The sequence below is a fragment of the Acinetobacter sp. Ac8 genome, assembly GCF_055392545.1.
Window position 1 is genome coordinate 4,290,864 of sequence record NZ_AP043689.1, and the last position, 25,915, is coordinate 4,316,778.

A 25,915-nucleotide genomic window follows, 5' to 3' on the forward strand; every position below is an offset into this window, starting at 1 on the left:
GAATAAAATGCATATAGAACAAAGAAACAATTCAAAATTAATGTGGATTATTGCAGGTGGCTTGGGGGCAGTTATCGTTTTAATTGCTATTTTTTTCTGGTTAAACAACACCTCTGAAAGCACCCAAATCAATGAGCCATTGAATCAGACTACACCTGCTGCGAAGAAATTGGAAGCAACGGCACCCCCTGTGGCAACGCCTGTTGAACAAAGTGCAGCCTCAGAGACTGCCAATGTAGAGTTGGTCAAAGCATCCATTTTAAAAGATAAAATTCCTGAAAATGCCAGTCTAGCGAAAGAAGAAGTGGCTAAACTAGAAGATATCCAAAAACAACTTGATGATCAGCAACAAAACCTCAAATCACAACATGCTGATGCGGATCAATTGATTAAACTTAAGGAAGAGCAAATCAAGCTACTTCAACAGCAAATGGCCGCACAAAATCAATAATTTTTGATCATGTGTAAAAATAACGATCTGCTATCAAAAAGCCTTAACCTATTTATAAGTTAAGGCTTTTTTTAATTTGAACAATAGTCATTTCAATATTTTAAAGTGAGTCCAATGACTGCTGTGTTGATTTTTTCCATTGGATTGGCTTTTGAATAATTTGCGCCAATAAAATTCCACAGAGTGTTAAACCACCACCAACCAAATGAAAAACTTGTAAATGTTCACCCAAGAGCACCACGGCAATTAAAGCTGTAAACACGGGCAATAAATTCATAAAAATACTATTTTTATTGGGCCCCAAATGTCTTACACCTTCAATCCATAAATAAGACAATAAAATTGATGAGAAAATACTGGCGTACAAAATCAAAGGAATGGTCTGTTGATTCAGTTGCATTTGCGATGCAGGTAAAAAGATAAAAAACGGCAAAACATATAAGATGGCAAAGCTCGACATCACAAAATTCGATTGCCATGCAGGGATCGGCATTTTCCAACGTTTTAACAGCACACCATATAAGGCGTAGCCGATTGCGGCAAGTAACATCAAGCCATCGCCAAGATGCATACCTTGGCTAAAAACTTGAGCAATATGCCCATGACTCAATAAATACAAGATACCATAGAATGATAAGAAGCCTCCGATCACTAAGCCATAGCTAATCTGATCCTTTAAAATCCATGTACTTAAAATAATCGTCAATAATGGAATCAATGCCGTCACAATCGCCATATTGGTCGCTGTTGTGGTTGTCGCTGCTTGATAAGACAAAAATTGGAATAAGGATACAGAAAGAAATCCACCTAAAGCCAAATGTTTCCAATACTGGCGAATAATATGGCGATTTTTCCACGTGGGAATCAATACAAAAGTACTCATCACAGCGAGCGCAAAAACCAAACGATAAAATGTAATCGCCACAGGTGAAATTGCATGACTTGCCATTTTAGACACAATCACATTTCCAGCCCAAAATAAAATGGCAAACAATGGATAGAAATAAGCTTTTTGAAACATGCTGCTCTGCCTATACAGAAAGATTCAACCATGTTAAAAAATAATCATTTTGTATTTGTACGACAAAATGACAATAACTATCGCAAAAAGGACATTATGCTTGAGGACTAAGCCAATTCCACGAATATATGATTGGCAGTGCCGTATTGATTGAGGAGTAAATCGTGGGGAATAATTATGATCATGGATTTTTAGATTATCCAATTTATGCCTTTACTGAAAATTATTCCCATGGGCATATTGAAGATTGGCATAGCCATGAGCGTATCCAACTGATTCATACGCTTTCTGGGGTTATCCGTATTCAAACGACAGAAGGAACATGGGTCACGCCACCGGGACGCGGTGTATGGATTCCAGCCTATAAGGCTCATGCCTTACTGATCAGTGGTGATGTGCAAGCTTATGGTGTATTTATTCAGCCAGACGCACGTTTAAAATTAGTCAATGAATGTCGTGTTGTCACGATCTCACCCCTGCTAAAAGAGCTTATTCGCTCCGCGATGCAGATTCAAACCACGATCCATCCTCAAAGTCGTGAAGCACGATTGCTTGAACTGATTTTAGATGAGTTGGAGCTTCTCCCTGTTCTACCATTTAATTTACCTGAGCCACAAAATATTAAATTGCGAAAGCTTTGTGCTGAAATCAAACTTGATCTTAGCCATACATGGACACTCGAACACGCAGCTCAATTTTTACATGTTAGTCCGAAAACCCTCACTCGACATTTTCAGAAAGAAACCAATATGCATTTTAGTCATTGGGTACGGCAGGCAAGGTTGATGCAAGCCATGACTGATTTGGCTATGAATAAATCTATTTTCAATGTTGCACTGGATTTGGGCTATGACAGTGCCAGTGCCTTTAGTGCCATGTTTAAACGTGAAACCAGTTTGACGCCGAGTGAGTACATTCAGCAGTTTCAATTTAAAGATCACTAAATCTATTCAAAATCCACAGACAGAAAAAAAGCGCCCGAAGGCGCTTTTTAGACATTCAATTATTTACTGGCATACCAGTCAAACAAGTTAAACATGTACGGCGCATAGGTCACAATCACCAATGCTGAGAACAGCACCACGATTGGTAAGATCCAACGCTCATAACGATAGTAGAAGCTTGTATATTTGGCTTTTGCCTCTGCATCGGCGGCGGCAACCTCTGCATCACCAACCGAGAGCCTCGTCAGCAAATGGTTGAGCGCAACTGGTGGCGTAACATAACCAAACTCAAATGCAACCAGTACAATCATCCAGAAGTGAATTGGATGGATACCATTTTCAAATGCAACTGGCGCAATCGTTGCAGCAACGAGAATCACCGCACCAAATGGATCTGTTGTCATACCAATTAATGCAAGTAACAATGCCATAAAGCCGAGTGTTACCAAGATACTACCCAGATGCGTTGGAACCATGGTCACGATTTCACTACGTTCAATCAGACCACCAACACTTGCAGACAATGCCATTAGGATAATTAACGCACCAATATGACCAACACTTTCCGATGTTGCAAAACGAATTGCGCTACGGAAGCCACGTTTTGTTTCAGCAGTATCACCATGCTCACGTAAGTATTCAGAATTTTTTTCATGTTCTAGAGCAAGCGCTTTATTTGGGTTTTCTGGTATCGGTAATTTATTACCAAATAACTTATCAAATAAAATAAATGCCAATAACATGATTGGAAGAATTACAGGTGCAGTAAATTCATCCATTTTCGTGTCCAGACCAAACTGATAGAAGCCAATCACGACAGCAACAATCAAGATATATGGAAGCACTGGAACGAAAGCACGCAACATACCAGGGACAGCAGTTTTCGGTGAGTTAATACGGAACTTATTCTCAGCAAGGAATAACGACACCCCTAAGAAAATAAATGCGGTTAACCAGAATACATAAATACCATGATTAAATAACTCGTCTGAAGTTACATGACGGCTATCCAGCATTGAAATTAAGATCACCAAGAGACACGGACGTAGTACAACACCCAGCGAACCTGACATTGCTGAAACCGCAAGTGCATATTGACGACGAGCACCTGAATTCCACACTTCTTTATAGATAATTGCACCAGCAGCAACAACGAAGATTCCCGAAGCACCTGTATATGCGGTTGGAATTGCAGCACCAATCAAAATGATCCACGTCAACGTTTCAGGCGCTAAGTTCCAAGGACGAAGAATCGCCAAGAAAAGATCCATCACACGTGTTTGGGTCAATAACATACCCGCCCAAATAAACAGTGCTAAGTTAAGGAAGATATTTGAAAATTCAGTCAACAAGCCAAGGTAAATACCTTGCCCCATTGGGTAGTCCATAAAGAAAGTAAACGCAATACCTGTCACAATTGCCATAAAGGCATATAAAGGTATGCTCAGCAGCGCAAGGCCAAATTTACCGCCTTCTTCAGCATTTTCTGGCGTACGGAATAATTTAAACAGGCTGATAACTGTTAAGACCACAAACAGAATCATCCATAGCCAATAGACTCCAATCGTTTCAAGGGTCGATTCAACACCAGAATTGAGTACTGAGCGATATTGGCTAATGACCGAGAAGCTCAGTAAGGCATTCCCCAGCACCATCGCAATGTTATAGACTTTAAAATCAAGCTTGGTACGCGCTGGACGTAGCCCAATATGATGCATCTTCAATGATGCTGTAATTGCCGCGATCACCACCATCAAAATCAGGATGAGTACGCGATGTTCAGAGCCCCATTTTAATATCCAGAAGAACCCCGTTTCCATCGAACGATATGTACGAAGGGATGGATGATCTTCCATATGTTTGATCGACTTATCATAGAACGCATATTTCTGTTCACAATCCGTTTGAGCTGAAACGAATGAAGCGCGAACATCTGCTTCTGGTGTTAAACCAAAAAATGCCGCATCAGGATCACTGGCTTCCTGTTGCATTTTTTCTTTGACAAGCTTATCGATATCTACATTGCGGTCACATGAAGGTTTGTTGGGCTCAGCACGTAAAAAAGAATATTGCATTCCTATTTTTTCGTCTCCATATAGGCGTTCACCTAAACGAAGCATTTGCCCATGAATCATATCCCCTGTCCCAATGATCAAGGTCAGGAGAAGCAGAATAAGGATGGAAAAGGTTGAGAACCACTCATTCCAGAGATAACTGAGTAGACCTAATCCCGATCTATTATTTACAGGTTCTTGCATTGTTATTCCAGTTTTTATAACCAGTGTACAATCGCTTGCACAGCTTATCTTTTATTATTAGGTGAGAGGTAAAATCCTTTACCAATACCCATTCCTATCATCACCACTCAAATTTGCCCTAATTTTCCTAAGAAAAACATGACAAAGATTAATTTTTTTGGCGAGCTTTTTGTCAACTCATCTATAGTCTTAACATTAAATGTGAAAAAACAACTAAGTACTTATATTTTTTACAACTAAAATAGATGTAACATTCACATAATTAACCACAAATGAGAATCAGCATCCATTCATTACAAAGCATTTATTCAAATTTATTTTTTAAATATTTTTACAATGCTATGTGCTTAACCTCATCAAAATAATGAAATTTTATAAAATAATATTTCATACAAATAATAGTGTTGATTCGCTTTCTATTTGATGACATTAAGTCGAAAAATTAAGCTCAAAATGGCACAAATACTTCCAAAAATCACCCCAAGCAAATGCGCCTGTATTAAAACAGGATGACCTATTAATTGTTCAGTTTGTAGTGCACCAAAAAAATGTTCCCATGTGATTTTGCCGAGGATGCATAACAATACAATAAAGGCAAAATTTCGTTCTGGCTTTTCTTTTAAACTGACGATTGCACAAAATACAAACAGACCATGAAGAATCCCAGACAAACCTGCATAAGCAAAAATATGAGGATAAATCAGATAAAAACAGAGACTGAGTAAAGGCGGTAAAATAAGCAATAAAGCAATAAAAACTTGCTTTTTAATGTTTGGAAATAAAAAGGGTAAACAGGCCAAAGCCACAACATTTAAAACATAATGAATCCATCCCACATGAACCCAATGCCCTGTCCACCAACGCCAAGGCTGGCTTAAAAAAACATCATGCTGATAAATGAAATGAGTTTGAAAAAGCTGAAGAATTGCAAAAAAAATGATACTGGTTGCAATAAACAATATATTTTTATCTAACTTGTGTTGTTCCATGCTACACCATAAAAAAAGAAGAGCTGTCGCTCTTCCTCAATTCTAACCAATTCATGCAATTGAATACTATGGATTTGCTGCAGGTTCGTCAGCTGAAGCACTTGGCTCTTCAGTCGGTGCAGGTAAATCATTAAACAATTCATCATCACCCGTAGATGCTTGTTCATCCCAGAATGTGGTCATTCCATCATCTGCTGCACGAACACCAGTATGTTCAGTCCAATAACGATCGGCAATACCTTGAACCATTTGCCCCGCCATACCATCTAACAATCTAAATTCTGGGTTTACTGGCTTATCATCTGCACGCGATGCGGCATAGGCTTTTAACGCCGCTCTTAATTTAGCATCATCACCACTGGCTTGTGCTGCAACAGCATTCATTGCAAATGCTAGACGAACACCTTTCTGTTCTGCGATTTGCATTGATTGTTGTAAGGTCTGGGTTGGATCAGGCTTACCATCTCCTGCACCTGGTAACAATATCCAAATCACTGCACGTGTCGCCATTGGCGCACCCCAGAATTTGTTATTGTCTAGACATGCCATACCACGTTCAACAATCGCAGCAATATCTTTCGGTACATTCACTGCACCACCAGAGTTAATGTCATTGGTCATCGCTTGCAAACCACTGAGCATACCAATTAAATAGATGGTTTGATCTAAGTCCTTACGCATGGTTGGACAAGAATCACCTAAAGTATATTTATATTTTGCCTGCCAACGTTCTGCAAATAATTGATAACCCGTGTATTGACGTTCTGCGGCAAGGGCTGCCCAACGTTTTTGTTCTATACGAGCATCTTGCGCTTCAGTCACTTTACCGTCTTTTGAAGCACGTAAATATCTGAGTTCTGCATCCAAAGCACGATTTTCTGCACACATCCCCGCAGCTGAATATAACAATACCGCCATACGGGTGGGGTCGGCCCCCATATCTTTTGTTGCCATAATCGCTGGCGTTAATGCATTGCCTGAGTTGCACGCCATATCAGTATCATTGCCCGCCAAAATGGGTGGGACGATATGTTTTTCACTAAAGCCAAGCGCAACATTGGCACCTGATTTTACAACATATGAACAACCTGATAACACAGATGAGGCAACAACAGCGGTCAGCATCAATTGACCAAGCTTGTGGACCTTAGACATACTTCCTGTCCTCTATATAATTGTGTTTATATCCCTTTTAAAATAACAATATCAGATGCAATCTCTGAATAACAGAGTAATAGCTCTAATTTCATCTGAAGAATTTGCCACAATATAGAAAGTATTCAATTGACCTAATCTGGTTTTTATACAAATTTTAAGCAAAAAAAAGTAGCATTGCGACGGTTCAGCACATGCTACTTGTTAAAAGGTAAACTCTTTAAGAGAGTTTATTGGTTTTAAGTCTTTTAAATTTGCTACCGTTAACACTGTTAGCGTTAGCTTTCTCAATCTGTTCCCTCAGCATAGTTCCTAGTCTTCCAAATATAATTGCAAAAACAATTGCAACCACTAAGAACCAAAACGTATGAATTTCACCCATTTGGAAATTCCTCCTCGCTGTTGGTATTTTTAATTTACATGCAAAATCAGATTTTTACAGAGATAATTGTCGGACAATTTTACAATTGCGCTATTTTGTATATATTTGGTCTAACAATGGATATTAAATAAGCAAAAATACAAATAAGATTATGTTTTATTTGGATTAAATTTAAATTAGATTTTTTATATTTGTTAGACAATTAACTTAATTTGACCCGAGATTTTAAAGATTTCCACTGTATTTTGCTCACCTGATCTTGCCAAATAATTAAACTTTTATTGTTTTTCTCACAAAAATACACTGCGATATAAAATCGATGATCAATCATTTGCTGAATTTGTACATGATGAATGTGATTGGAATCCTCATATTGTAGGGTCCATTGATCTAAATCAAAATGTTCTAAACTTCGGACTTGTGGACGCATTCTAAATATTTTTAGACTGAAGCATGCCAACAACAGCAGTAATCCACTTATCCATACAGGGATAATCGAGTACAGCACTATAAAAATAATTGTTAAACACAAAAGCTGAAAACCCAGTGCAATACGACTGGGTTTGAATTGATATCGTTGGTGAGTTTTTAACTCATCCGTGGACATAATCTTTAAGTTTATTGATCAAGCTTCTGAGTTCAGGTCGAGGTGGCTCTGAAACTTCCATAAACCAATCCAATAAATCTGGGTCTTCCTGATCAACTAACTCTTTAAACAAGGCTTTTTCCTGCGCACTTGCTGCTAAGTAATATTGTTTTACGTATGGGTCAAAATATACATCAATCTCTTTTAAACCGCGACGAGCACGATAAATCACTTTACGTTCTTCTAAAGTAAGTTCTTCTGACATCATTTTCCCCCAATGGTTAATTCTGACTTAGTTTACCCGATTCCCGACCGATTTCTCGCTAAATTCTTCTAAATGACCAAATTCATCATTTAAAAATGAGTTTTGAGCATTCATCTCATTGCGACACATAAGCAATTCACATAATTTCAACTCACTAAAACTCATATGGATATTATAAAAATGCAATCAGGTGCTATCCGACCTTTAACCAATATGTTGCCTCGTAAATTGTTTAATTCCGATCACGATGCTTTTCGTGAAACCGTACGTAAATTTTATGAAAAAGAAGTTGTGCCAAATATTGCTAAATATGAACAGCAGCAACATGTAGATCGCGATTTATGGAACAAAGCAGGTGAAATGGGGCTGCTCTGCGCAACCATGCCTGAAGAATATGGTGGCTATGGCGTAGATCGCCTCTACAGTATGATTCTGATTGAAGAACAAGCCTATGCAATGGACTCTTCTACAGGTTTTTCTTTGCACTCGGATATTGTTGCCAACTACATCAACAACTTTGGTAATGAAGAACAGAAAAAACATTGGATTGCTAAAATGGCTTCTGGAGAAACCGTCACAGCCATCGCGATGACAGAACCAGGAACAGGCTCAGACCTACAAGGTGTTCGCACCACCGCCGTTTTAGATGGGGATGAATATGTGATCAATGGTTCTAAAATCTTTATTACCAATGGTTATCTATGCGATATGGCAATTGTGGTATGTAAAACAGGCAGTTCAGAGAAAGGTTCTGCCAACCTATCTTTGATTATCGTTGAAGCTGACCGTGCTGGCTTTAGCAAAGGCAAACCACTTAATAAAATTGGTATGAAAGGACAAGATACTTGTGAATTGTTCTTTGAAGATGTTCGTGTACCAAAAGAAAATTTATTGGGTATGGAAGGCATGGGTTTTATCATGCTGATGAAAGAGTTGGCATGGGAACGTATGCTGGTCGCGATTATCTGCCAAGCAGGCGCAGAAGCAGCGCTGGCACATACCGTTCAATATACCAAAGACCGTAAAGCGTTTGGTAAACCGATCGGTGCTTTTCAAAATACACGTTTTAAACTTGCTGAAATGCGCACAGAAATTGATTTCTGCCGTGCTTACCTCGATCGTTGTATGGAATTACAACTTGAAGGCACCTTAGGTGTTGATGCTGCAGCTGCTGCAAAATACAAAATTTCAGAAGTATTCTCTAATGTGGTTGATGAATGCCTTCAATTACATGGTGGTTATGGTTATATGCTGGAATATCCAATTGCACGTGCTTATATCGATAATCGGGCAAATCGTATTTATGCAGGTACAAACGAGATTATGAAAGAACTGATTTCCCGTTCTTTATAATTTATCCAGTTACTATCAAAGGAGCTTAGGCTCCTTTTTCTATCACCAAGCATTCTTTTTAAATCAATTTTTATGTCGCAATAAAAAAGGAGCTTACGCTCCTTGTTTATTTTGCTATTTCTTAGTTTGGTTGCTTCTAGGTTTGATTAAGAAACCAGTTTAGGCTTTTTTGCGAGTTGTGCTTCACGCTTATGAAATTTTAAAACACCATCTTCAAACTTGGCATTTTTAAGTTCTTTACGATCTGCTAAATAGTTATTCGACACTTTCCAAGGTGCATGCTTACCTTGTTTCGGCATCACATCCGCCGCACGAGCAATATAACCTGAGCTTAAACTGCCCATCACCGTATCTTCCATCAATTCAGTTGCATCACCTTGTGGAATAACTTCGTCATAGCCTTTCTTGTCCATATAGTTTACAAGACGGCAAATATACTCACCTGCAATATCAACCTTCAATGTCCATGACGCGTTGATATAACCAATGATCATTGCCATATTTGGCACATCGCTAACCATCACACCCTGATACAGCATGTGCTGAGACGTATTCATTGGCTTATTATCAATTGTAGCTTTGATACCACCCAAGATTTGGATTTCTAAACCTGTTGCTGAAACGATGATATCTGCATCTAAATGCTTACCAGATTTTAATTGAATACCTGTTGCAGTAATTTTCTCAATTTGATCTGTTTCAACACTGGCTTTACCAGAGCGTAAAATCTTAAATAAGTCGCCATCTGGCACAACACATAAACGCTGATCCCACGGATTATATGTTGGGGTAAAGTGTTTCATATCCACTTTGCCTTTTAATTGCATTTCAATCGATTTGAGTAAGAACTTACGCAGTAACTTCGGTTGTTTTTGTGCAAGCGCATAAATACCGCGTTGCATACCAATATTACGTGCACGGGTTAACTTATAGGCCACATCTTCAGGTAAAACCTTACGCATTTTGTCATAGACAAAATCAATAGATGGGATTGAAGCAATATAGGTTGGTGAACGTTGCAACATGGTCACATGCCCTGCTCCACCTTTTGACATCGCAGGGACTAAGGTAATAGCTGTTGCACCACTACCAATAATCACCACTTTTTTACCCGTATAATCTAAGTTTTCAGGCCAAAATTGTGGGTTAATAAATTCGCCTTTAAAATCATTTTTACCTGGATAATCAGGTTGATAACCTTGGTCATAATTATAATAACCCGTACATCCGATTACAAAGTTTGCAACCCACGTATTGAGTTTTTGATTTTCATCTTCAATTTGTACGACCCATTTTTTAATTGATGAATCATAATTTGCAGTACGTACACGCTGATTAAAATGAATTTTATCTTTTAATTTAAATTCATCAACAACTTCAGCAACATAGCCTTTAATCGAAGCGCCATCTGCCAAGACATTGGCTTTTTGCCATGGTTTAAAATTAAACCCAAAAGTAGACATATCTGAATCGGAACGGATACCCGGATATTTAAATAAATCCCAAGTTCCACCGAAGCTCTCACGACGCTCAATAATTTCAAATGAACGTTGTGGTGAGTGTTTTGAAAGATGCGCAGCTACACCAATACCAGAGATACCTGCACCAACGATAAGAATATCAACTTGCTTTTCCATGTTGTTTTTATAACCTTTTTAAGAGTACTTTTTTATTAAAGCACAAATCTGACAATACGCAATGTCAAGTTTGCATTTTTCTGACGAAATTTAAGTCAATTTGGGACAAAACCATAAATTGTCCAACAAAAAGGCATAAAAAAAGGCCGGTGAAACACCGACCTTTTTCGAACAACCGATTGTTCTGTGACGTGAGTAATTAGTTTACTTCACGATCCACAAGTTCTACATAAGCCATCGGTGCAGCATCACCTGCACGGAAACCAGCTTTAAGAACACGTAGATAACCGCCGTTACGTTCTTTGTAACGAGGGCCAAGAACGGTAAATAATTTACCAACTGTTGCTGCTGAACGAGTACGAGCAAACGCCAAACGACGGTTTGCTACAGTATCGTTTTTAGCTAAAGTGATTAAAGGCTCAGCTACACGACGTAACTCTTTTGCTTTAGGCACAGTAGTTTTAATTAACTCATGCTCAAACAAAGAATTAGCCATGTTTTGAAACATCGCTTTACGATGGCTGCTGGTACGGCCTAATTTCACACCACTATTACGATGACGCATGGTGATAGTCCTACTTAATTAACGGCTACGATAGGCGAAACGATCGTCCATACGGAGACTAGCTGGTGGCCAGTTCTCTAAACGCATGCCGAGCTGTAAGCCCTTAGAAGCCAGAACATCTTTGATCTCAGTAAGCGATTTTTTACCAAGGTTAGGAGTTTTAAGCAACTCAACCTCAGTACGCTGTACTAGATCACCAATGTAGTAAATATTTTCTGCTTTCAAACAGTTAGCAGAACGAACAGTAAGCTCTAGATCATCAACTGGACGAAGCAAGATTGGATCAACTTCTTCACGTGGCTCTTGAGCAACTGGAGCTTGATCTTTCTGAAGATCAACAAAAATTGCAATTTGTTGTTGCAAGATTGTTGCCGCTTTGCGGATAGCTTCTTCAGGATCTACAGTTCCATTCGTTTCAAGATCAATGACGAGCTTATCAAGGTCAGTACGTTGTTCTACACGAGCATTTTCAACTGTGTAAGACACACGTTTAATCGGGCTATAAGAAGCATCTAACTGTAGACGACCTACAGGACGCGTTTCGCCTTCAGGGAAACGTGAGTCAGAAGTTTCATAACCACGACCTTGAGAAACTTTCAAGCGCATTTTTAATGAGCCTGAAGCACTTAAAGTACCAATCAGATGTTCAGGGTTAACCACTTCAACATTATGTGGTAAACGAAGGTCAGCAGCAGTTACATCGCCAGGACCTTGTTTTTCCAATGTCAAATATGCTTCGTTTTGATCGAACAGCTTAATAGACAATCCTTTTAGGTTCAGCAAGAGCTCGACGATGTCCTGCTGCAAGCCTTCTAAAGTACTGTACTCGTGCTCGACACCCTCTATCTCTACTTCAACCACGGCTGCGCCAGGTAAAGAAGACAAAAGGATGCGACGTAAAGCATTACCAAGAGTATGACCAAAGCCACGCTCTAATGGTTCAAGAATCACTTTTGCCGAGGTCCCGCTTGCCGCTTCGACCTTGATCGCTTGCGGAGTTAGAAACTCGTTTGCAGTACGCGTCATTATTGCTACCTCAAGGATTATTTAGAATACAATTCTACAATCAAGCTTTCGTTGATTTCAGCAGGTAAATCAGAACGATCTGGTGCAGCTTTAAATGTACCTTCAAGTTTTGAATGATCTACTTCAATCCAAGCAGCTGTTCCACGTTGAGCAGCTAATTCAATTGCGTTTTTGATACGTAATTGTTGTTTAGCGCTTTCGTGAACTGCAATCACGTCGCCCGCTTTAACTTGGATAGACGCGATGTTAACACGACGACCATTTAAAGTGATTGAACGGTGAGATACCAGCTGACGAGCTTCTGCACGTGTAGAACCAAAACCCATGCGATAAACAACGTTATCGAGGCGGCTTTCAAGCAATTTCAACAAGTTTTCACCTGTTGCGCCTTTAACACGAGCAGCTTCTTTGTAGTAGTTACTAAATTGACGCTCTAAAACACCGTACATACGACGTACTTTTTGTTTTTCACGTAATTGTAGTGAATACTCTGATTGTTTAGCACGGCTTTGGCCATGTTGACCAGGAGCTTTAGCAGATTTTTTTGTTTTGACGTCAAATGGTTTAACGCCAGATTTTAATTGCAGGTCTGTCCCTTCGCGGCGAGAGAGTTTGCATTTTGGACCAATATAACGAGCCATGAATGTTTCTCCTTACACGCGACGTTTTTTAGGTGGACGGCAACCGTTGTGCGGAATCGGTGTCACATCGGTAATGCTGTTAATTTTATAACCCACTGCACCTAATGCACGAACCGCAGATTCACGACCTGGACCAGGACCTTTTACAAGGACGTCCAAGTTTTTCAAACCGTAATCTAAAGCAGCTTTACCAGCAACTTCAGCAGCTACCTGAGCAGCAAACGGAGTTGATTTACGTGATCCACGGAAGCCTTGTCCACCTGAAGTAGCCCAAGCCAATGCATTACCTTGACGATCAGTAATCGTAACAATGGTGTTATTAAAAGAAGCGTGAATGTGTGCAACACCTTCAGAGACGGTACGAGTGACCTTCTTGCGTGTGCGAGTATCTTTAGCCATCTTTTAGCTTCCAGAAATCTTATTTCTTAATAGGTTTGCGCGGACCTTTACGGGTACGTGCGTTAGTTTTGGTGCGTTGTCCGCGAACAGGCAAGCTGCGACGATGACGAAGACCGCGGTAGCAGCCTAAATCCATTAAACGTTTAATGTTCATGGAAATTTCGCGACGTAAGTCACCTTCGGTCGGAACCTTAGCAACTTCTGCACGAATCGCATCAAGCTGAGCATCATCTAATTCACGAATTTTAGTAGTAGTCGTAATACCTGCAGCAGCTAAAATGTTTTTAGCTGTGTGGCGGCCAATACCAAAAATATACGTGAGAGAGATAACAGCATGCTTGTTATCCGGAATGTTTACACCGGCAATACGAGCCATTCAAATTTCTCCAAAAAGGCAGTAGAGATAATCAACCGCCCCACAAAAATCTTGAGGGGCGGATAATAACCTAATTAGCCTACTGAAATCAACAGGTCTTAATTAAATTAACCTTGACGCTGCTTATGACGAGGTTCTGCGCTGCAAATTACGCGAATAACCCCATTACGACGGATAACTTTACAGCTACCACAAATTTTCTTTACAGAAGCTTGTACTTTCATGATGAAACCTTCTAAGTGCGCTTATCCCTTAGGATGAGCAGTCGTTTTTCTCATTAACGATTGATCGTCATACTGGTGTGATGTCAAATGGGCTTGAAGCTGAGCCATAAAGTCCATAACAACAACAACTACGATAAGTAATGAGGTACCACCCAAATGGAATGGAATACCAAAAGAACTTTGTAAAATCATCGGCATTAAACAGATGACTGTAATGTAGATTGCACCAATAAACGTCAAACGATTAAGAATATGATCTAAGTAACGAGCAGTTTGCTCACCTGGGCGAATACCAGGTACATAAGCTCCACTGCGTTTCAAGTTCTCTGATACTTCTTTCGGGCTAAAAACAAGCGCCGTATAGAAATAACAGAAAAAGATAATTAACGCACCGAAGAGCACTAAATACAACGGTTGTCCAGGCGATAATACCAATGCCAAATCTTGTAGGCTACGTTTTACAATTCCTGCATTTGGATCAGCACTGCCTAACCATTGACCTAAACTTGCAGGGAACAACAATAACGAACTTGCGAAAATTGCTGGAATAACCCCTGCCATGTTGATCTTCAATGGCAAATGCGTTTGCTGTGCAGTGAATACACGACGACCTTGCTGTTTTTGAGCATAGTTCACAGGTATACGACGTTGAGCTTTTTCAATAAACACAATCGCTGCTAAAACAGCAACTGATAGCAATCCAAAGATAGCCAAACCAATTAAACTTGATTGGCCATTATCTACCGAAGTAAATGCTTGAATCACTAAGTTTGGTAAACCAGCAACAATACCTGCAAAGATAATCATTGAGATACCGTTACCAACACCACGTTCAGTAATTTGCTCACCTAACCACATTAAGAACATGGTACCTGCAACTAACGATGTTAGCGCTGGAATGTAAAAAGCCAGTCCCGAAGTCAAAGTAATACCTTGACTGATTAGACCAGCACACATCCCGATACCTTGGACTAATGCGAGTAAAAGGGTGCCGTAACGCGTATATTGATTAATCTTACGCTTACCTTGCTCGCCTTCTTTCTTCAATGCTTCTAACGAAGGCACCACGGTCGACATCAACTGCACAATAATAGATGCAGAAATGTACGGCATGATACCTAACGCCAGAATGGACATTCGTTCTAATGCTCCACCCGAGAACATGTTAAACAAACCTAAAAAAGTACCTTCATTAGCTTTGAAAAAACGTTCTAGAGCAACATTATCAATACCTGGCAGCGGAATATGCGCTCCTAGTCGAAAGACTACCAATGCACCAATCAAGAACATTAATCGGCGAATAATTTCACGATATTTCACATGAAATGGTTGACCTTTCATCATGTTAACATGACCTGAAGAACTAGGAGACATAGTCACTCGCGATTACTCCTCGACTTTACCGCCAGCAGCTTCAAGAGCAGCTTTAGCGCCTTTAGTCAATGCAACACCTTGAACAGTGAATGCACGAGTGATTTCACCAGAAAGAACAACACGAGCACGCAACATATCTTTACGTACAACATTCGCAGCTTTCAAAGTTTCAAGTGAAATAATATCACCTTCAACTTTAGCAAGTTCAGACAAACGTACTTCAGCAGTTTTCAAAGCCAATTGGCTTGTGAAACCGAATTTAGGTAAACGACGATATAACGCAGTTTGACCACCTTCAAAGCCTGGACGAACGCCACCACTTTTACGTGATTTCTGACCTTTGACACCACGGCCACCAGTCTTACCGACACCAGAACCGATACCACGGCCTAAACGACGATTATCACGTTTTGCACCTTCAGCAGGTGCAAGCTCATTTAAACGCAGAGTCATGGCTTATTCCTCTACACTAACCATATAGTAGACTTTGTTGATCATACCACGGTTAGAAGGTGTATCTATTACTTCTACTGTATGACCAATACGACGCAGACCTAAACCTTGTAGGCAAAGTTTGTGATTTTTCAAACGATGCGAAGAAGATTTAGTCTGGGTAACTTTAATCGTTTTCATGATTGATTACCCTAAAATTTGTTCTACTGAAAGACCACGTTTAGCAGCAACTTTCTCAGGAGACGTCATATCACGTAAACCATTAAAAGTTGCATTTACAACGTTAGCCGCGTTAGTAGAACCATAACATTTCGTCAATACGTTACGTACACCAGCAGCTTCTAAAACTGCGCGCATAGAACCACCAGCGATTACGCCAGTACCTTCAGATGCAGGTTGCATGTAAACACGGCTAGCGCCATGACGAGCATGAATAGGATGTTGTACAGTACCATCAACAAGATCAACAGTGATCATGTTGCGGCGTGCAGCTTCAAGTGCTTTAGAAATAGCAGCTGGAACTTCACGCGCTTTACCGCGACCAAAACCTACACGACCATTACCATCACCCACAACAGTTAATGCTGTGAAAGAGAAGATACGACCACCCTTAACAACTTTGGCTACACGATCAACGGCAACCAGCTTTTCAACAAGACCTTCGTTTTGTTCAACTTTAGCCATGATTAGAACTCCAAGCCGTTTTCACGAGCAGCATCAGCCAAGGCTTTGATACGACCATGATATTTAAAACCAGAACGGTCAAATGCAACTTTAGTTACACCAGCAGCCTTTGCACGTTCTGCGATTAAAGCACCTACTTTAGTAGCTGAATCTACATTACCTGTAGTTCCGCTACGTAAAGATGCATCCAAAGTAGAAGCTTGCGCTAATACTTTGCCACCATCTGCAGAAATAACTTGAGCATAGATGTGACGCGGCGTGCGGTTTACACACAAGCGAGTCGCACCCAATGCACGAATGTGCAAGCGTGTGCTTTTCGCACGACGCAAACGGGATTGTTTCTTTTCGTTCATAAGAACCTCGCGCCTTATTTCTTCTTAGCTTCTTTACGAAGAACAACTTCGTCAGAATAGCGAACACCTTTACCTTTATACGGCTCTGGTGGACGATAACCACGGATTTCTGCAGCAACTTGACCTAACAATTGCTTGTTAGCTGATTTCAAAATGATTTCAGTAGCAGTCGGAGTTTCAGCAGTTACACCTTCAGGAAGAGCGTAATCAATCGGGTGAGAATAACCAAGGTTAAGGTTCACAACTGTACCTTTAACCGCAGCTTTATAACCAACACCGATAAGTTGTAACTTACGTTCGAAGCCTTCATTAACACCTTTTACAAGGTTATTAAGAACAGCGCGAGCAGTACCAGCTTGCATCCAAGAATCGCGAGATTCTTTAACTGGAGCAATATGAAGTTGACCTTCTTCCTGTTTAAGCTCGACCAGCGCATGCAGGTTGAAAGACAACGTACCTTTGCTGCCTTTCACTTCGACCTGCCGGCCGTTCTGAGTAACTGCTACACCGTTAGGTACAGTTACTGGGGCTTTAGCCACACGAGACATGAGGAATCACCTATTAAGAAACAAAAGCAATAACTTCACCACCAACGCCTGCAGCACGTGCAGCGCGATCAGTCATGATGCCTTTGCTTGTAGAAACAATTGCAATACCTAAACCTTGCTTAACGCTCGGAAGTGCATCTTTACCGCGATACTGACGTAGACCTGGACGGCTTACGCGTTTCACAGTTTCGATAACTGGTTTGCCTTCAAAATATTTTAAAGTAATTGTCAAAGTAGCTTTGCCTTCAAGATCAGCAACTTCTACATTTGAAATGTAACCTTCTTGTTGAAGTACGTTTGCAATTGCAACTTTCAACTTAGAATTAGGCATAGAAACAGTTTGTTTCTTTGCCATTTGTGCGTTACGAACACGTGTTAGCATGTCGGCAACGGTATCTTGCATACTCATTTATAGTCGCTCCTTACCAGCTTGCCTTAACAACGCCCGGTACATCACCCTGCATTACTGTGTCACGTAATTTGTTACGGCTTAAGCCGAACTTACGGAAGTAACCATGAGGACGACCAGTTAAACCACAACGGTTACGAAGACGTACTGGAGACGCATTACGTGGTAATGCTTGTAACTTCATCATCGCTTCGAAACGTTCTTCATCAGATGCATTTACGTTTGCAATCGTAGCTTTTAATTCAGCACGTTTTGCAGCGTATTTAGCAACTGTAGTTTCGCGTTTCAATTCGCGATTAATCATACTTTTCTTAGCCATATCGACCTCTTATTTGAACGGGAAGCCGAATGCACGGATTAGCGCACGGCCTTCGTCATCAGTACGAGCAGTCGTAGTGATAGTAATATCCATACCACGAATACGATCGATCTTATCAAAATCGATTTCAGGGAACATAATTTGTTCCTTGAGACCCATTGAATAATTACCACGACCATCGAATGATTTCGCAGAAAAACCGCGGAAGTCACGAATACGAGGGATAGCGATAGAGATCAAACGGTCTAAGAATTCGTACATTTGTTCGCCGCGTAAAGTTACTTTACAACCAATCGGCCAACCATCACGGATTTTAAAACCAGCGATTGATTTGCGCGCTAATGTAAGAACTGGTTTTTGACCAGCAATAGCTTGCATATCCGCCAAAGCGCCATCTAACAATTTCTTGTCAGCTGAAGCTGCACCAACACCCATGTTGATGGTAATTTTAGTAATGCGAGGAATTTCCATCACATTGCCCAAACCAAGTTCTTCTTTCAACTTAGCTCGGATTTCGTCGTTATAACGTGTTTTAAGTCTGGCCATAGCCTAGTTCAACCTATTACTTCGCTACCGCCACTGATTCACCATTTGATTTGTAAACGCGAGTTTTCACGCCTTCAATCACTTGGTAACCAACACGGTCAGCCTTTTGGGTTGCAGCATTAAAAACTGCCACGTTTGAAATATGAAGCGAAGCTTCTTGTGTAACAATAGCGCCTTCAGCACCTGTTGCACGGTTCGGCTTTTGATGCTTCTTAACTAAATTAAGGCCTTCAACCTTAACTTGGTCATTTGAAACAGACAAAACAGTACCCTGTTTGCCTTTTTCTTTACCTGCGATCACAATTACTTGATCGCCTTTTCTAATCTTAGCCATGATTGCCTCTATTATAGAACTTCAGGAGCCAATGAAATGATTTTCATGAACTGTTCAGTACGAAGTTCACGAGTCACTGGTCCGAAAATACGAGTGGCAATCGGAGCCTTGTTGTTGTTCAAGATAACTGCAGCATTATCATCGAAACGGATCACAGAACCGTCTGGACGACGAATACCGAATTTAGTACGAACTACAACTGCATTCATCACGTCACCTTTTTTAACACGGCCACGCGGAATTGCTTCTTTTACAGTAACTTTAATAATGTCGCCAACAGAAGCATAACGACGATGTGAACCACCAAGTACTTTAATACATTGTACGCGGCGAGCACCACTGTTGTCTGCTACGTCTAGCATACTTTCGGTCTGAATCATTGCCCTACTCCAAAACCGAGCATCACCGGTCGCAATTTCGAAAGGCTCAAAGAGTACTCGAAATTGACCGATGATGCAACAAGAACGTCTAATTACTCAGCAGCTGCTTCAATAACTTCCACTAAAGTCCAAGCTTTAGTTTTTGAAATTGGGCGGCTTTCTTTAATGGTTACAACATCGCCAGTTTTAGCAGTGTTGTTCTCATCATGAGCGTGTAATTTTGTTGAACGGCGGATTGATTTGCCATACAACGGGTGTTGAACGCGGCGTTCAATAAGTACAACAATAGACTTGTCCATTTTGTCACTTACTACTTTGCCTGTTAACGTGCGAACTGTTTGCTCACTCATTGTGCGTTCCCCTGTTTTTCGGTAAGGAGGGTCTTGATACGAGCAATAGTCTTACGAGTTAACGCAACTTCATGCGATTTACCCAATTGACCAGTTGCTTTCGCCATACGAAGACGGAATTGGTTAAGCTGTTGCTCATCAAGCAAAGCTGCCAACTCTTCTACCGATTTTTCACGTAGATCTTTAGTTTTCATTACATCACCGTCTTAGTAACGATAGTGGTTTTAAATGGAAGCTTAGCAGCTGCAAGCGTAAACGCTTCGCGTGCCAATTCTTCACTAACACCATCCATTTCGTACAAGATCTTACCTGGTTTGATTTGGCAAACCCAGTATTCCACAGAACCTTTACCTTTACCCATACGAACTTCTAATGGTTTTTCAGTAATTGGTTTGTCTGGGAAAACACGGATAAAGATCTTACCACCACGTTTAACACGACGGCTAATTGTACGACGCGCAGCTTCGATTTGACGAGCAGTCATTTGACCACGCTCAACAGATTTAAGTGCGATTGTACCGAAAGATACTGTGCTACCACGATGCGCTAGACCAGTGTTACGGCCTTTTTGCACCTTACGGAATTTAGTACGTTTAGGTTGCAACATAGATTATTCTCCTTTTTCAGCAGAACGATCATTGCGACGACCACGACGCTCTTGACCTTCACCACGACCGCGACCGCGTTTAGCTGGACGTTCTTCAGCAGGAGCAGGGTTCATGACTTGTTTCATGCCACCTAAGATCTCGCCACGGAAAATCCAAACTTTAACACCAATCGTACCGTAAGTAGTTTCAGCGCGCATAGTTGCATAGTCGATGTCAGCGCGAAGTGTATGTAAAGGTACACGACCTTCACGATACCATTCAGTACGTGCAATTTCTGCACCACCTAAACGACCAGAAACTTCAACTTTGATACCTTTAGCACCAGCACGCATAGTGTTTTGAACCGCACGCTTCATAGCACGACGGAACATTACACGTTTCTCTAATTGTGAAGCAATTGCTTCAGCAACTAAACGAGCGTCTAAGTCTGGGCGATCGATTTCGTTGATGCTTACTTGCGCTGGAACACCCATAATCTTGGTAAGTTCACGCTGTAATTTCTCAATGTCTTCGCCTTTTTTACCGATAACGATACCTGGACGAGCAGTGCTAATTGTTACTTTAGCAGCGCCTGTAGGACGTTCGATAAGAATATTGCTGATCATCGCGCTTTTAAGTTTTTTAGTTAAAAACTCACGAACTTGAAGATCTTTAAGCAAGTATTCAGCGTATTGTTTCGGACTCGCATACCAGTTGGCGTTATGACGTTTTACAACACCAAGGCGGATACCGATTGGATGAACCTTCTGACCCATATCAAACCCCTACCTTAACGGTAATGTGACAAGTACGCTTAGTAATACGATCTGCACGGCCTTTAGCACGTGGCATAATACGTTTAAGGCTAGTGCCTTCATCAACGTAAATCGTAGTAACCTTAAGGTCGTCTACATCTAAACTGTTATTGTGTTCAGCGTTTGCAATTGCAGATTCCAATGCTTTTTTCACTACAACTGCAGCTTTTTTGTTGCTGAAGTTTAAGATATTAAGCGCGTGAGCAATAGATTTGCCACGGATTAGGTCTGCAACCAAACGAGTTTTTTGTGCCGAGATAGCGGCACCGCGTAATTTAGCAGTAACTTCCATCATAGCACCTTAACGTTTAGACTTCTTGTCAACACCGTGACCACGATAGGTACGAGTTGGCGCGAATTCACCGAGTTTGTGACCAACCATATGTTCAGATACGATCACTGGAACATGGTTACGACCATTATGTACAGAAATTGTTAAACCAACAAAATCCGGGAGGATCATCGAACGACGCGACCAAGTTTTGATCGGCTTACGGTTATTAGCCGCGATAGCCGCTTCAACCTTAGCGAACAAGTGCGCATCGACGAATGGGCCTTTTTTCAGAGAACGAGGCATTGTCAGATTCCTTTACTTGTTACTTAACGCGACGGTCGCGAATGATCATCTTAGTCGTACGCTTATTGGTACGAGTTTTGTACCCTTTAGCTTTTTGACCCCATGGGCTTACAGGTTGAATACCTTTGTTACGCCCTTCACCACCACCATGTGGATGGTCAACTGGGTTCATCGCCATACCACGAACGGTAGGACGAACACCACGCCAGCGTGCAGCACCTGCTTTACCAAGTGAACGAAGGTTGCTTTCTGAGTTAGATACTTCACCTAACACAGCGCGACATTCAACGTGTACTTTACGCATTTCGCCTGAACGAAGACGAATGATTGCGTAAGAACCGTCACGACCCAACAACTGAGCAGAAGTACCAGCAGAACGCACTAATTGTGCACCTTTACCGATTTTAAGCTCAATGTTATGTAATGTAGAACCGATAGGCATATTACGAAGCGGTAAGCAGTTACCTGGACGAATTGGAGCATCGTTACCAGATTGTACTTTATCGCCAGCACGCAAGCCTTTAGCAGCAATAATATAACGACGTTCACCGTCAGCATATTTCAATAAAGCAATATGTGATGTACGGTTAGGATCGTATTCAATACGTTCAACTACAGCAGGGATGCCGTCTTTGTTACGTTTGAAGTCAACGATACGGTAGTTTTGTTTATGACCACCACCAACGTGACGAGTTGTAATGTGACCGTTATTATTACGACCACCAGTACGTTTTTTAGCTTCAACCAACGGTGCATAAGGCGCGCCTTTGTGAAGATGATTATGAACCACCTTCTCTACAAAGCGACGTCCTGGAGACGTTGGCTTACATTTTTGAATTGGCATAATTTTCGTCCTTATTCCGCTGTGCTTTCAGCGGTATCGCCCAAGTCAGCCATTTCAACATCTTGGCCAGCTTTCAGGGTGACGTATGCTTTTTTAACATCAGAACGACGTCCTAATGTTTTACCAAAGCGTTTAGTCTTACCTTTAGTGATAGTCGTGTTAACTTTAACAACTTCTACACCAAATAATTGCTCTACTGCTTTTTTGATTTCAAGTTTGTTTGCATCGATAGCAACTTTAAAAACTTGAACACCAGCAGTTTCGCCTAGAACTTGTGCTTTTTCTGAAAAAACAGGCCCTTTTAGGACTTGATAGATACGTTCGTTGTTCATCCGAGTTCTACCTCAATCTTCTTAGCAGCCGCAACAGACATAACAACTTTATCAAACGCGATCAAGCCAACAGGATCGATCCCAGCAGCATCAACCACATCAACGTGTGGAAGGTTACGAGCAGCTAAATATAGATTTTCATCTACAGCTTCAGTAACGATTAATGCGCGAGTAGCGTTCAAGCCGTTTAGTTTTGCAAGCAATTCTTTAGTTTTTGGAGCTTCAACTGCAAACTCTTCAACCAATACAAGACGATCTTGGCGAACAAGTTCAGCTAAGATACATTGCATTGCACCGCGGTACATTTTGCGGTTTACTTTTTGAGACCAATCTTGTGGACGAGCAGCAAAAGTTTTACCACCACCAACCCAGATTGGGCTACGAATAGAACCAGCACGAGCGCGGCCAGTACCTTTTTGACGGAATGGTTTTTTACCACCGCCAGAAACGTCTGCACGTGACTTCTGAGCTTTAGAGCCTTGACGACCACCAGCTAAATAAGCTGTAACAACTTGGTGTACAAGAGCTTCATTAAATTCACGTCCGAAAGCAACTTCAGACAATTCAACAGCAGAGCCGGAAACAGTTTTTAAATTCACGTTATTTCCCCTCAGGCCTTGATCGTAGGACGAACGATAACGTCGCCACCAGTAGCACCAGGAATCGCACCTTTAACAACAAGAACTGAACGTTCTGCGTCGATAGATACAATTTCAAGACCTTGTACAGTTACGCGATCATCACCTAAGTGACCAGGCATTTTTTTGCCTTTGAACACGCGACCAGGAGTCTGGTTTTGACCTGTAGAACCAATTACACGGTGAGATACTGAGTTACCATGTGTAGCATCTTGCGTACGGAAGTTCCAACGCTTAACACCACCCTGGAAGCCTTTACCTTTTGATTGACCAGTAACGTCAACAACTTGACCTACTGCGAACAAATCAACACCGATAGTGCCACCAACTTCACGACCTTCAAGATCAGCTTCTGCAACGCGGAATTCTTTAACTAAACGACCAGCAGCAACACCAGCTTTCGCAAAGTGACCTTTCTGAGCATTTGTTACGCGAGATTCGCGACGTTCACCAGTAGTGATTTGAATCGCTTGATAACCATCAGTTTCAAGCGTTTTGATTTGAGTGATACGGTTAGGATCAACCTCAATCACTGTTACAGGCACAGAAACACCAGCATCTGTAAAGATACGTGTCATACCGCACTTGCGACCGACTAAACCAATAGCCATGTGCATAAACCTCTAAAAAAGCGGCCTAATTAACTTATAGAGCGTTAATTAACCGAAAGCCTTAACCCAATGCGATCTGAACATCAACACCAGCTGCAAGATCCAACTTCATCAACGCATCTACAGTTTTATCTGTAGGTTGAACGATGTCGATCAAACGTTTATATGTGCGGATTTCATATTGGTCACGCGCATCTTTGTTCACGTGTGGTGATGTTAAAACGTTAAAACGTTCGATGCGAGTAGGCATCGGAATTGGACCACACACTTGTGCGCCAGTACGTTTTGCTGTTTCTACGATCTCTTGAGAAGATTGATCAATTAAACGATGATCAAAAGACTTAAGACGGATACGAATTCTCTGGTTAGACATACCAGTTAACTCCAAGCCAAATATATAAAGAATCACCCTTGACGCATCTCACCCCACTAAATAAGGTAAGTGTCAAAGGCAGTGAAAATCACTAAGGTCGTGATCGATGCCACGACTGTAACGATCTGAATGACTTTCTTCGCCATTCACCCCACCATATCGGAGGGTCGCTCATTATAACGATTGTTTAACACTTAAGCAAACTTATTTGGACATTTTTACCTTTTTTTGAGTAATTAATTATAAATAAAGCGCTTATTATTTAAACACCAGCTTAAACCCTTAAAACGTAGTCAATCGCATGATTGAGCAACTGATTCCCAATCACATAATCCGTTTGTTGTGATTTTTTTAGCTTCAATAATGATTGACTGTGTACCCCACTAAACACCATATCCTCTTCTTCATGCTCAATGAAGATTTTTAAGCTATGCGGGGTGATTTCTGGATGGAACTGAAACCCCAATACATTTTTACCAATCTGATAAAGTTGGTTGGGACATGCTGGATTCTCCGCCAAACGAATTGCGCCTTTAGGAATATCAAAGGTCTCACTATGCCATTGCATAACATTGACCCGCTCAGGCAATTGGAAATAATCTTCTGGCACATGGTTGCTTTTATTGACCAAGGTCCAGCCAATCTCTTGCACAGTATTACGCCGAACATTGGCACCTAGAGCATTGGCTATCAACTGCCCACCCAAACACAACCCGATTGCGGGCTTTTCCGAAGCCAAATAACGGCGAATCCATCGTTTTTCGACCTTTAACCAAGGATAGTTGGCTTCATCATTTACACTCATTTCCCCACCCATAATGATGAGTAAATCCACTTCATTGACATGCGGCAAAGCTTCTATTTCTAATTGTGAATCTATGGGTAAAGCAAAAAATTCTGTTGCAGTAATTTCTGCGCCCATTGCTTTTAAATACTCATAACAGCTACCAAAGCCTTCACCTGCAATATGCTGAAAATAATGCACTTTAAGTTTTTTCATGTTATCACCTATTCTTGTTGTATCAATTACGCTACAAACCACAAAACATAGTTGGATAAATGCAAAAATGAAGCCAATATCAATTTTATTTATTATTTTTCACAATTTATTGCTTT

39 protein-coding genes and 1 pseudogene are annotated in these 25,915 nt (G+C 40.9%); 3 read left to right on the forward strand and 37 right to left on the reverse strand.

Annotated features, from left to right (window positions below; genetic code table 11):
- The first annotated feature begins 7 nt into the window (after positions 1-7).
- Positions 8-451: a hypothetical protein gene (locus tag ACZ5QH_RS20370; RefSeq protein ID WP_303576663.1), complete on the forward strand. Its 444-nt coding sequence runs from the start codon at positions 8-10 to the stop codon at positions 449-451.
- Positions 452-551: 100 nt separating this feature from the next.
- On the opposite strand, the gene ACZ5QH_RS20375 is transcribed toward ACZ5QH_RS20370, so the two are convergent.
- On the reverse strand, positions 552-1,472 hold the full coding sequence (locus tag ACZ5QH_RS20375; RefSeq protein ID WP_034614348.1) for a DMT family transporter: 921 nt from the start codon (positions 1,470-1,472) through the stop codon (positions 552-554).
- 164 nt (positions 1,473-1,636) lie between these two features.
- Here ACZ5QH_RS20375 and ACZ5QH_RS20380 point away from each other — a divergent pair, with 164 nt between their 5' ends.
- Positions 1,637-2,416, forward strand: coding sequence for an AraC family transcriptional regulator (locus ACZ5QH_RS20380; protein WP_303576662.1), 780 nt, complete (start codon positions 1,637-1,639; stop codon positions 2,414-2,416).
- 59 nt (positions 2,417-2,475) lie between these two features.
- On the opposite strand, the gene ACZ5QH_RS20385 is transcribed toward ACZ5QH_RS20380, so the two are convergent.
- From ACZ5QH_RS20385 to ACZ5QH_RS20410, 6 genes are all read right to left on the reverse strand, one after another.
- Complete coding sequence (locus ACZ5QH_RS20385; protein WP_034614355.1) at positions 2,476-4,674, reverse strand: TRAP transporter large permease subunit; 2,199 nt, start codon at positions 4,672-4,674, stop codon at positions 2,476-2,478.
- 416 nt (positions 4,675-5,090) lie between these two features.
- Positions 5,091-5,663, reverse strand: coding sequence for a rhombosortase (gene rrtA, locus ACZ5QH_RS20390; RefSeq protein WP_303576661.1), 573 nt, complete (start codon positions 5,661-5,663; stop codon positions 5,091-5,093).
- A gap of 66 nt (positions 5,664-5,729) precedes the next feature.
- A complete protein-coding gene (locus ACZ5QH_RS20395) occupies positions 5,730-6,818 on the reverse strand; it encodes a hypothetical protein (protein WP_034614362.1) in 1,089 nt (362 codons plus the stop codon).
- A gap of 220 nt (positions 6,819-7,038) precedes the next feature.
- The gene (locus ACZ5QH_RS20400) at positions 7,039-7,200 is read right to left on the reverse strand and encodes a hypothetical protein (RefSeq protein WP_004725737.1); all 162 of its coding nucleotides are present in this window, start codon (positions 7,198-7,200) and stop codon (positions 7,039-7,041) included.
- 202 nt (positions 7,201-7,402) lie between these two features.
- Complete coding sequence (locus tag ACZ5QH_RS20405; RefSeq protein WP_270384308.1) at positions 7,403-7,630, reverse strand: hypothetical protein; 228 nt, start codon at positions 7,628-7,630, stop codon at positions 7,403-7,405.
- Between the two features lie 163 nt (positions 7,631-7,793).
- A complete protein-coding gene (locus ACZ5QH_RS20410) occupies positions 7,794-8,051 on the reverse strand; it encodes an FAD assembly factor SdhE (protein ID WP_004816878.1) in 258 nt (85 codons plus the stop codon).
- 180 nt (positions 8,052-8,231) lie between these two features.
- Here ACZ5QH_RS20410 and ACZ5QH_RS20415 point away from each other — a divergent pair, with 180 nt between their 5' ends.
- A complete protein-coding gene (locus tag ACZ5QH_RS20415; protein ID WP_004725731.1) occupies positions 8,232-9,404 on the forward strand; it encodes an acyl-CoA dehydrogenase family protein in 1,173 nt (390 codons plus the stop codon).
- Positions 9,405-9,550: 146 nt separating this feature from the next.
- Here ACZ5QH_RS20415 and ACZ5QH_RS20420 read toward each other — a convergent pair whose 3' ends face one another.
- The 30 genes and pseudogenes from ACZ5QH_RS20420 to ACZ5QH_RS20565 form a co-directional block, all read right to left on the reverse strand.
- Complete coding sequence (locus tag ACZ5QH_RS20420; protein WP_004725729.1) at positions 9,551-11,041, reverse strand: flavin-containing monooxygenase; 1,491 nt, start codon at positions 11,039-11,041, stop codon at positions 9,551-9,553.
- A gap of 199 nt (positions 11,042-11,240) precedes the next feature.
- A complete protein-coding gene (rplQ, locus tag ACZ5QH_RS20425) occupies positions 11,241-11,606 on the reverse strand; it encodes a 50S ribosomal protein L17 (protein ID WP_004281488.1) in 366 nt (121 codons plus the stop codon).
- A gap of 18 nt (positions 11,607-11,624) precedes the next feature.
- Complete coding sequence (locus tag ACZ5QH_RS20430) at positions 11,625-12,632, reverse strand: DNA-directed RNA polymerase subunit alpha (protein WP_004816876.1); 1,008 nt, start codon at positions 12,630-12,632, stop codon at positions 11,625-11,627.
- Between the two features lie 17 nt (positions 12,633-12,649).
- Positions 12,650-13,273 carry a 30S ribosomal protein S4 gene (rpsD, locus tag ACZ5QH_RS20435; RefSeq protein ID WP_004725725.1) on the reverse strand — a complete coding sequence of 208 codons (624 nt, stop codon included), beginning with the start codon at positions 13,271-13,273 and terminating at the stop codon, positions 12,650-12,652.
- 12 nt (positions 13,274-13,285) lie between these two features.
- Positions 13,286-13,672, reverse strand: a complete 387-nt coding sequence (rpsK, locus tag ACZ5QH_RS20440) for a 30S ribosomal protein S11 (RefSeq protein ID WP_001040166.1) — start codon at positions 13,670-13,672, stop codon at positions 13,286-13,288.
- A gap of 19 nt (positions 13,673-13,691) precedes the next feature.
- A complete protein-coding gene (gene rpsM / locus ACZ5QH_RS20445) occupies positions 13,692-14,048 on the reverse strand; it encodes a 30S ribosomal protein S13 (protein WP_004725722.1) in 357 nt (118 codons plus the stop codon).
- A gap of 107 nt (positions 14,049-14,155) precedes the next feature.
- Positions 14,156-14,272, reverse strand: a complete 117-nt coding sequence (gene rpmJ, locus ACZ5QH_RS20450) for a 50S ribosomal protein L36 (RefSeq protein WP_000867907.1) — start codon at positions 14,270-14,272, stop codon at positions 14,156-14,158.
- 21 nt (positions 14,273-14,293) lie between these two features.
- Positions 14,294-15,613 carry a preprotein translocase subunit SecY gene (secY, locus tag ACZ5QH_RS20455; RefSeq protein ID WP_171066869.1) on the reverse strand — a complete coding sequence of 440 codons (1,320 nt, stop codon included), beginning with the start codon at positions 15,611-15,613 and terminating at the stop codon, positions 14,294-14,296.
- A 45-nt stretch (positions 15,614-15,658) separates the two neighbouring features.
- Positions 15,659-16,099 carry a 50S ribosomal protein L15 gene (rplO, locus tag ACZ5QH_RS20460; RefSeq protein ID WP_004725719.1) on the reverse strand — a complete coding sequence of 147 codons (441 nt, stop codon included), beginning with the start codon at positions 16,097-16,099 and terminating at the stop codon, positions 15,659-15,661.
- A 3-nt stretch (positions 16,100-16,102) separates the two neighbouring features.
- Positions 16,103-16,279: a 50S ribosomal protein L30 gene (gene rpmD, locus ACZ5QH_RS20465; RefSeq protein ID WP_004725717.1), complete on the reverse strand. Its 177-nt coding sequence runs from the start codon at positions 16,277-16,279 to the stop codon at positions 16,103-16,105.
- Positions 16,280-16,285: 6 nt separating this feature from the next.
- Positions 16,286-16,783 carry a 30S ribosomal protein S5 gene (gene rpsE / locus ACZ5QH_RS20470; RefSeq protein ID WP_004725715.1) on the reverse strand — a complete coding sequence of 166 codons (498 nt, stop codon included), beginning with the start codon at positions 16,781-16,783 and terminating at the stop codon, positions 16,286-16,288.
- A gap of 2 nt (positions 16,784-16,785) precedes the next feature.
- A complete protein-coding gene (gene rplR, locus ACZ5QH_RS20475; protein WP_004725713.1) occupies positions 16,786-17,136 on the reverse strand; it encodes a 50S ribosomal protein L18 in 351 nt (116 codons plus the stop codon).
- Positions 17,137-17,150: 14 nt separating this feature from the next.
- On the reverse strand, positions 17,151-17,684 hold the full coding sequence (rplF, locus tag ACZ5QH_RS20480; RefSeq protein WP_004725711.1) for a 50S ribosomal protein L6: 534 nt from the start codon (positions 17,682-17,684) through the stop codon (positions 17,151-17,153).
- A gap of 13 nt (positions 17,685-17,697) precedes the next feature.
- A complete protein-coding gene (gene rpsH, locus ACZ5QH_RS20485) occupies positions 17,698-18,093 on the reverse strand; it encodes a 30S ribosomal protein S8 (protein ID WP_004725709.1) in 396 nt (131 codons plus the stop codon).
- A 13-nt stretch (positions 18,094-18,106) separates the two neighbouring features.
- On the reverse strand, positions 18,107-18,412 hold the full coding sequence (gene rpsN, locus ACZ5QH_RS20490; protein WP_004725707.1) for a 30S ribosomal protein S14: 306 nt from the start codon (positions 18,410-18,412) through the stop codon (positions 18,107-18,109).
- A 9-nt stretch (positions 18,413-18,421) separates the two neighbouring features.
- Complete coding sequence (gene rplE, locus ACZ5QH_RS20495) at positions 18,422-18,958, reverse strand: 50S ribosomal protein L5 (protein WP_004725705.1); 537 nt, start codon at positions 18,956-18,958, stop codon at positions 18,422-18,424.
- 16 nt (positions 18,959-18,974) lie between these two features.
- Positions 18,975-19,292: a 50S ribosomal protein L24 gene (gene rplX, locus ACZ5QH_RS20500; RefSeq protein WP_004725703.1), complete on the reverse strand. Its 318-nt coding sequence runs from the start codon at positions 19,290-19,292 to the stop codon at positions 18,975-18,977.
- 11 nt (positions 19,293-19,303) lie between these two features.
- Complete coding sequence (rplN, locus tag ACZ5QH_RS20505) at positions 19,304-19,672, reverse strand: 50S ribosomal protein L14 (RefSeq protein ID WP_004725701.1); 369 nt, start codon at positions 19,670-19,672, stop codon at positions 19,304-19,306.
- Between the two features lie 92 nt (positions 19,673-19,764).
- Positions 19,765-20,022, reverse strand: a complete 258-nt coding sequence (rpsQ, locus tag ACZ5QH_RS20510) for a 30S ribosomal protein S17 (RefSeq protein ID WP_004725698.1) — start codon at positions 20,020-20,022, stop codon at positions 19,765-19,767.
- Positions 20,019-20,216 carry a 50S ribosomal protein L29 gene (gene rpmC, locus ACZ5QH_RS20515; protein ID WP_004725696.1) on the reverse strand — a complete coding sequence of 66 codons (198 nt, stop codon included), beginning with the start codon at positions 20,214-20,216 and terminating at the stop codon, positions 20,019-20,021. Before rpmC ends, rpsQ begins: the two co-directional genes overlap by 4 nt.
- A complete protein-coding gene (gene rplP, locus ACZ5QH_RS20520) occupies positions 20,216-20,629 on the reverse strand; it encodes a 50S ribosomal protein L16 (protein WP_004725694.1) in 414 nt (137 codons plus the stop codon). The genes rpmC and rplP overlap by 1 nt, the downstream gene beginning before the upstream one ends.
- A pseudogene (gene rpsC / locus ACZ5QH_RS20525) lies at positions 20,569-21,385 on the reverse strand (30S ribosomal protein S3). The gene rplP and the pseudogene rpsC overlap by 61 nt, the downstream one beginning before the upstream one ends.
- A gap of 1 nt (position 21,386) precedes the next feature.
- Complete coding sequence (gene rplV / locus ACZ5QH_RS20530) at positions 21,387-21,716, reverse strand: 50S ribosomal protein L22 (protein WP_004816873.1); 330 nt, start codon at positions 21,714-21,716, stop codon at positions 21,387-21,389.
- Between the two features lie 9 nt (positions 21,717-21,725).
- The gene (gene rpsS, locus ACZ5QH_RS20535; RefSeq protein WP_004281508.1) at positions 21,726-22,001 is read right to left on the reverse strand and encodes a 30S ribosomal protein S19; all 276 of its coding nucleotides are present in this window, start codon (positions 21,999-22,001) and stop codon (positions 21,726-21,728) included.
- A gap of 19 nt (positions 22,002-22,020) precedes the next feature.
- Positions 22,021-22,845 (reverse strand): 50S ribosomal protein L2, encoded by an 825-nt coding sequence (gene rplB / locus ACZ5QH_RS20540; protein WP_004725686.1) that lies wholly within the window; start codon positions 22,843-22,845, stop codon positions 22,021-22,023.
- Between the two features lie 11 nt (positions 22,846-22,856).
- Entirely contained in the window at positions 22,857-23,177 is a 321-nt protein-coding gene (gene rplW / locus ACZ5QH_RS20545) for a 50S ribosomal protein L23 (protein WP_004725684.1), read from the reverse strand.
- Positions 23,174-23,776: a 50S ribosomal protein L4 gene (gene rplD / locus ACZ5QH_RS20550; protein ID WP_004816870.1), complete on the reverse strand. Its 603-nt coding sequence runs from the start codon at positions 23,774-23,776 to the stop codon at positions 23,174-23,176. The genes rplW and rplD overlap by 4 nt, the downstream gene beginning before the upstream one ends.
- Before the next feature lie 11 nt (positions 23,777-23,787).
- Entirely contained in the window at positions 23,788-24,426 is a 639-nt protein-coding gene (gene rplC / locus ACZ5QH_RS20555; protein WP_004816868.1) for a 50S ribosomal protein L3, read from the reverse strand.
- A 61-nt stretch (positions 24,427-24,487) separates the two neighbouring features.
- The gene (rpsJ, locus tag ACZ5QH_RS20560) at positions 24,488-24,799 is read right to left on the reverse strand and encodes a 30S ribosomal protein S10 (RefSeq protein ID WP_004725677.1); all 312 of its coding nucleotides are present in this window, start codon (positions 24,797-24,799) and stop codon (positions 24,488-24,490) included.
- Positions 24,800-25,073: 274 nt separating this feature from the next.
- Positions 25,074-25,799, reverse strand: a complete 726-nt coding sequence (locus tag ACZ5QH_RS20565) for a type 1 glutamine amidotransferase (protein WP_303576660.1) — start codon at positions 25,797-25,799, stop codon at positions 25,074-25,076.
- Positions 25,800-25,915 lie beyond the last annotated feature (116 nt).

Excerpts from the sequence above, each read along its gene's own strand:
- ACZ5QH_RS20370 (WP_303576663.1), top strand. The coding sequence starts at position 8 with ATGCATATAGAACAAAGAAACAATTCAAAATTAATGTGGATTATTGCA.
- ACZ5QH_RS20375 (WP_034614348.1), bottom strand. The coding sequence starts at position 1,472 with ATGTTTCAAAAAGCTTATTTCTATCCATTGTTTGCCATTTTATTTTGG.
- ACZ5QH_RS20385 (WP_034614355.1), bottom strand. The coding sequence starts at position 4,674 with ATGCAAGAACCTGTAAATAATAGATCGGGATTAGGTCTACTCAGTTAT.
- rrtA (WP_303576661.1), bottom strand. The coding sequence starts at position 5,663 with ATGGAACAACACAAGTTAGATAAAAATATATTGTTTATTGCAACCAGT.
- ACZ5QH_RS20395 (WP_034614362.1), bottom strand. The coding sequence starts at position 6,818 with ATGTCTAAGGTCCACAAGCTTGGTCAATTGATGCTGACCGCTGTTGTT.
- ACZ5QH_RS20400 (WP_004725737.1), bottom strand. The coding sequence starts at position 7,200 with ATGGGTGAAATTCATACGTTTTGGTTCTTAGTGGTTGCAATTGTTTTT.
- ACZ5QH_RS20405 (WP_270384308.1), bottom strand. The coding sequence starts at position 7,630 with ATGCGTCCACAAGTCCGAAGTTTAGAACATTTTGATTTAGATCAATGG.
- ACZ5QH_RS20410 (WP_004816878.1), bottom strand. The coding sequence starts at position 8,051 with ATGTCAGAAGAACTTACTTTAGAAGAACGTAAAGTGATTTATCGTGCT.
- ACZ5QH_RS20415 (WP_004725731.1), top strand. The coding sequence starts at position 8,232 with ATGCAATCAGGTGCTATCCGACCTTTAACCAATATGTTGCCTCGTAAA.
- ACZ5QH_RS20420 (WP_004725729.1), bottom strand. The coding sequence starts at position 11,041 with ATGGAAAAGCAAGTTGATATTCTTATCGTTGGTGCAGGTATCTCTGGT.
- rplQ (WP_004281488.1), bottom strand. The coding sequence starts at position 11,606 with ATGCGTCATCGTAATAGTGGTGTGAAATTAGGCCGTACCAGCAGCCAT.
- ACZ5QH_RS20430 (WP_004816876.1), bottom strand. The coding sequence starts at position 12,632 with ATGACGCGTACTGCAAACGAGTTTCTAACTCCGCAAGCGATCAAGGTC.
- rpsD (WP_004725725.1), bottom strand. The coding sequence starts at position 13,273 with ATGGCTCGTTATATTGGTCCAAAATGCAAACTCTCTCGCCGCGAAGGG.
- rpsK (WP_001040166.1), bottom strand. The coding sequence starts at position 13,672 with ATGGCTAAAGATACTCGCACACGCAAGAAGGTCACTCGTACCGTCTCT.
- rpsM (WP_004725722.1), bottom strand. The coding sequence starts at position 14,048 with ATGGCTCGTATTGCCGGTGTAAACATTCCGGATAACAAGCATGCTGTT.
- rpmJ (WP_000867907.1), bottom strand. The coding sequence starts at position 14,272 with ATGAAAGTACAAGCTTCTGTAAAGAAAATTTGTGGTAGCTGTAAAGTT.
- secY (WP_171066869.1), bottom strand. The coding sequence starts at position 15,613 with ATGAAAGGTCAACCATTTCATGTGAAATATCGTGAAATTATTCGCCGA.
- rplO (WP_004725719.1), bottom strand. The coding sequence starts at position 16,099 with ATGACTCTGCGTTTAAATGAGCTTGCACCTGCTGAAGGTGCAAAACGT.
- rpmD (WP_004725717.1), bottom strand. The coding sequence starts at position 16,279 with ATGAAAACGATTAAAGTTACCCAGACTAAATCTTCTTCGCATCGTTTG.
- rpsE (WP_004725715.1), bottom strand. The coding sequence starts at position 16,783 with ATGGCTAAAGTTGAACAAAACGAAGGTCTTGTTGAAAAGCTGGTTGCC.
- rplR (WP_004725713.1), bottom strand. The coding sequence starts at position 17,136 with ATGAACGAAAAGAAACAATCCCGTTTGCGTCGTGCGAAAAGCACACGC.
- rplF (WP_004725711.1), bottom strand. The coding sequence starts at position 17,684 with ATGTCTCGTGTGGCTAAAGCCCCAGTAACTGTACCTAACGGTGTAGCA.
- rpsH (WP_004725709.1), bottom strand. The coding sequence starts at position 18,093 with ATGAGTATGCAAGATACCGTTGCCGACATGCTAACACGTGTTCGTAAC.
- rpsN (WP_004725707.1), bottom strand. The coding sequence starts at position 18,412 with ATGGCTAAGAAAAGTATGATTAATCGCGAATTGAAACGCGAAACTACA.
- rplE (WP_004725705.1), bottom strand. The coding sequence starts at position 18,958 with ATGGCCAGACTTAAAACACGTTATAACGACGAAATCCGAGCTAAGTTG.
- rplX (WP_004725703.1), bottom strand. The coding sequence starts at position 19,292 with ATGGCTAAGATTAGAAAAGGCGATCAAGTAATTGTGATCGCAGGTAAA.
- rplN (WP_004725701.1), bottom strand. The coding sequence starts at position 19,672 with ATGATTCAGACCGAAAGTATGCTAGACGTAGCAGACAACAGTGGTGCT.
- rpsQ (WP_004725698.1), bottom strand. The coding sequence starts at position 20,022 with ATGAGTGAGCAAACAGTTCGCACGTTAACAGGCAAAGTAGTAAGTGAC.
- rpmC (WP_004725696.1), bottom strand. The coding sequence starts at position 20,216 with ATGAAAACTAAAGATCTACGTGAAAAATCGGTAGAAGAGTTGGCAGCT.
- rplP (WP_004725694.1), bottom strand. The coding sequence starts at position 20,629 with ATGTTGCAACCTAAACGTACTAAATTCCGTAAGGTGCAAAAAGGCCGT.
- rplV (WP_004816873.1), bottom strand. The coding sequence starts at position 21,716 with ATGGAAGTTACTGCTAAATTACGCGGTGCCGCTATCTCGGCACAAAAA.
- rpsS (WP_004281508.1), bottom strand. The coding sequence starts at position 22,001 with ATGCCTCGTTCTCTGAAAAAAGGCCCATTCGTCGATGCGCACTTGTTC.
- rplB (WP_004725686.1), bottom strand. The coding sequence starts at position 22,845 with ATGCCAATTCAAAAATGTAAGCCAACGTCTCCAGGACGTCGCTTTGTA.
- rplW (WP_004725684.1), bottom strand. The coding sequence starts at position 23,177 with ATGAACAACGAACGTATCTATCAAGTCCTAAAAGGGCCTGTTTTTTCA.
- rplC (WP_004816868.1), bottom strand. The coding sequence starts at position 24,426 with ATGGCTATTGGTTTAGTCGGTCGCAAGTGCGGTATGACACGTATCTTT.
- rpsJ (WP_004725677.1), bottom strand. The coding sequence starts at position 24,799 with ATGTCTAACCAGAGAATTCGTATCCGTCTTAAGTCTTTTGATCATCGT.
- ACZ5QH_RS20565 (WP_303576660.1), bottom strand. The coding sequence starts at position 25,799 with ATGAAAAAACTTAAAGTGCATTATTTTCAGCATATTGCAGGTGAAGGC.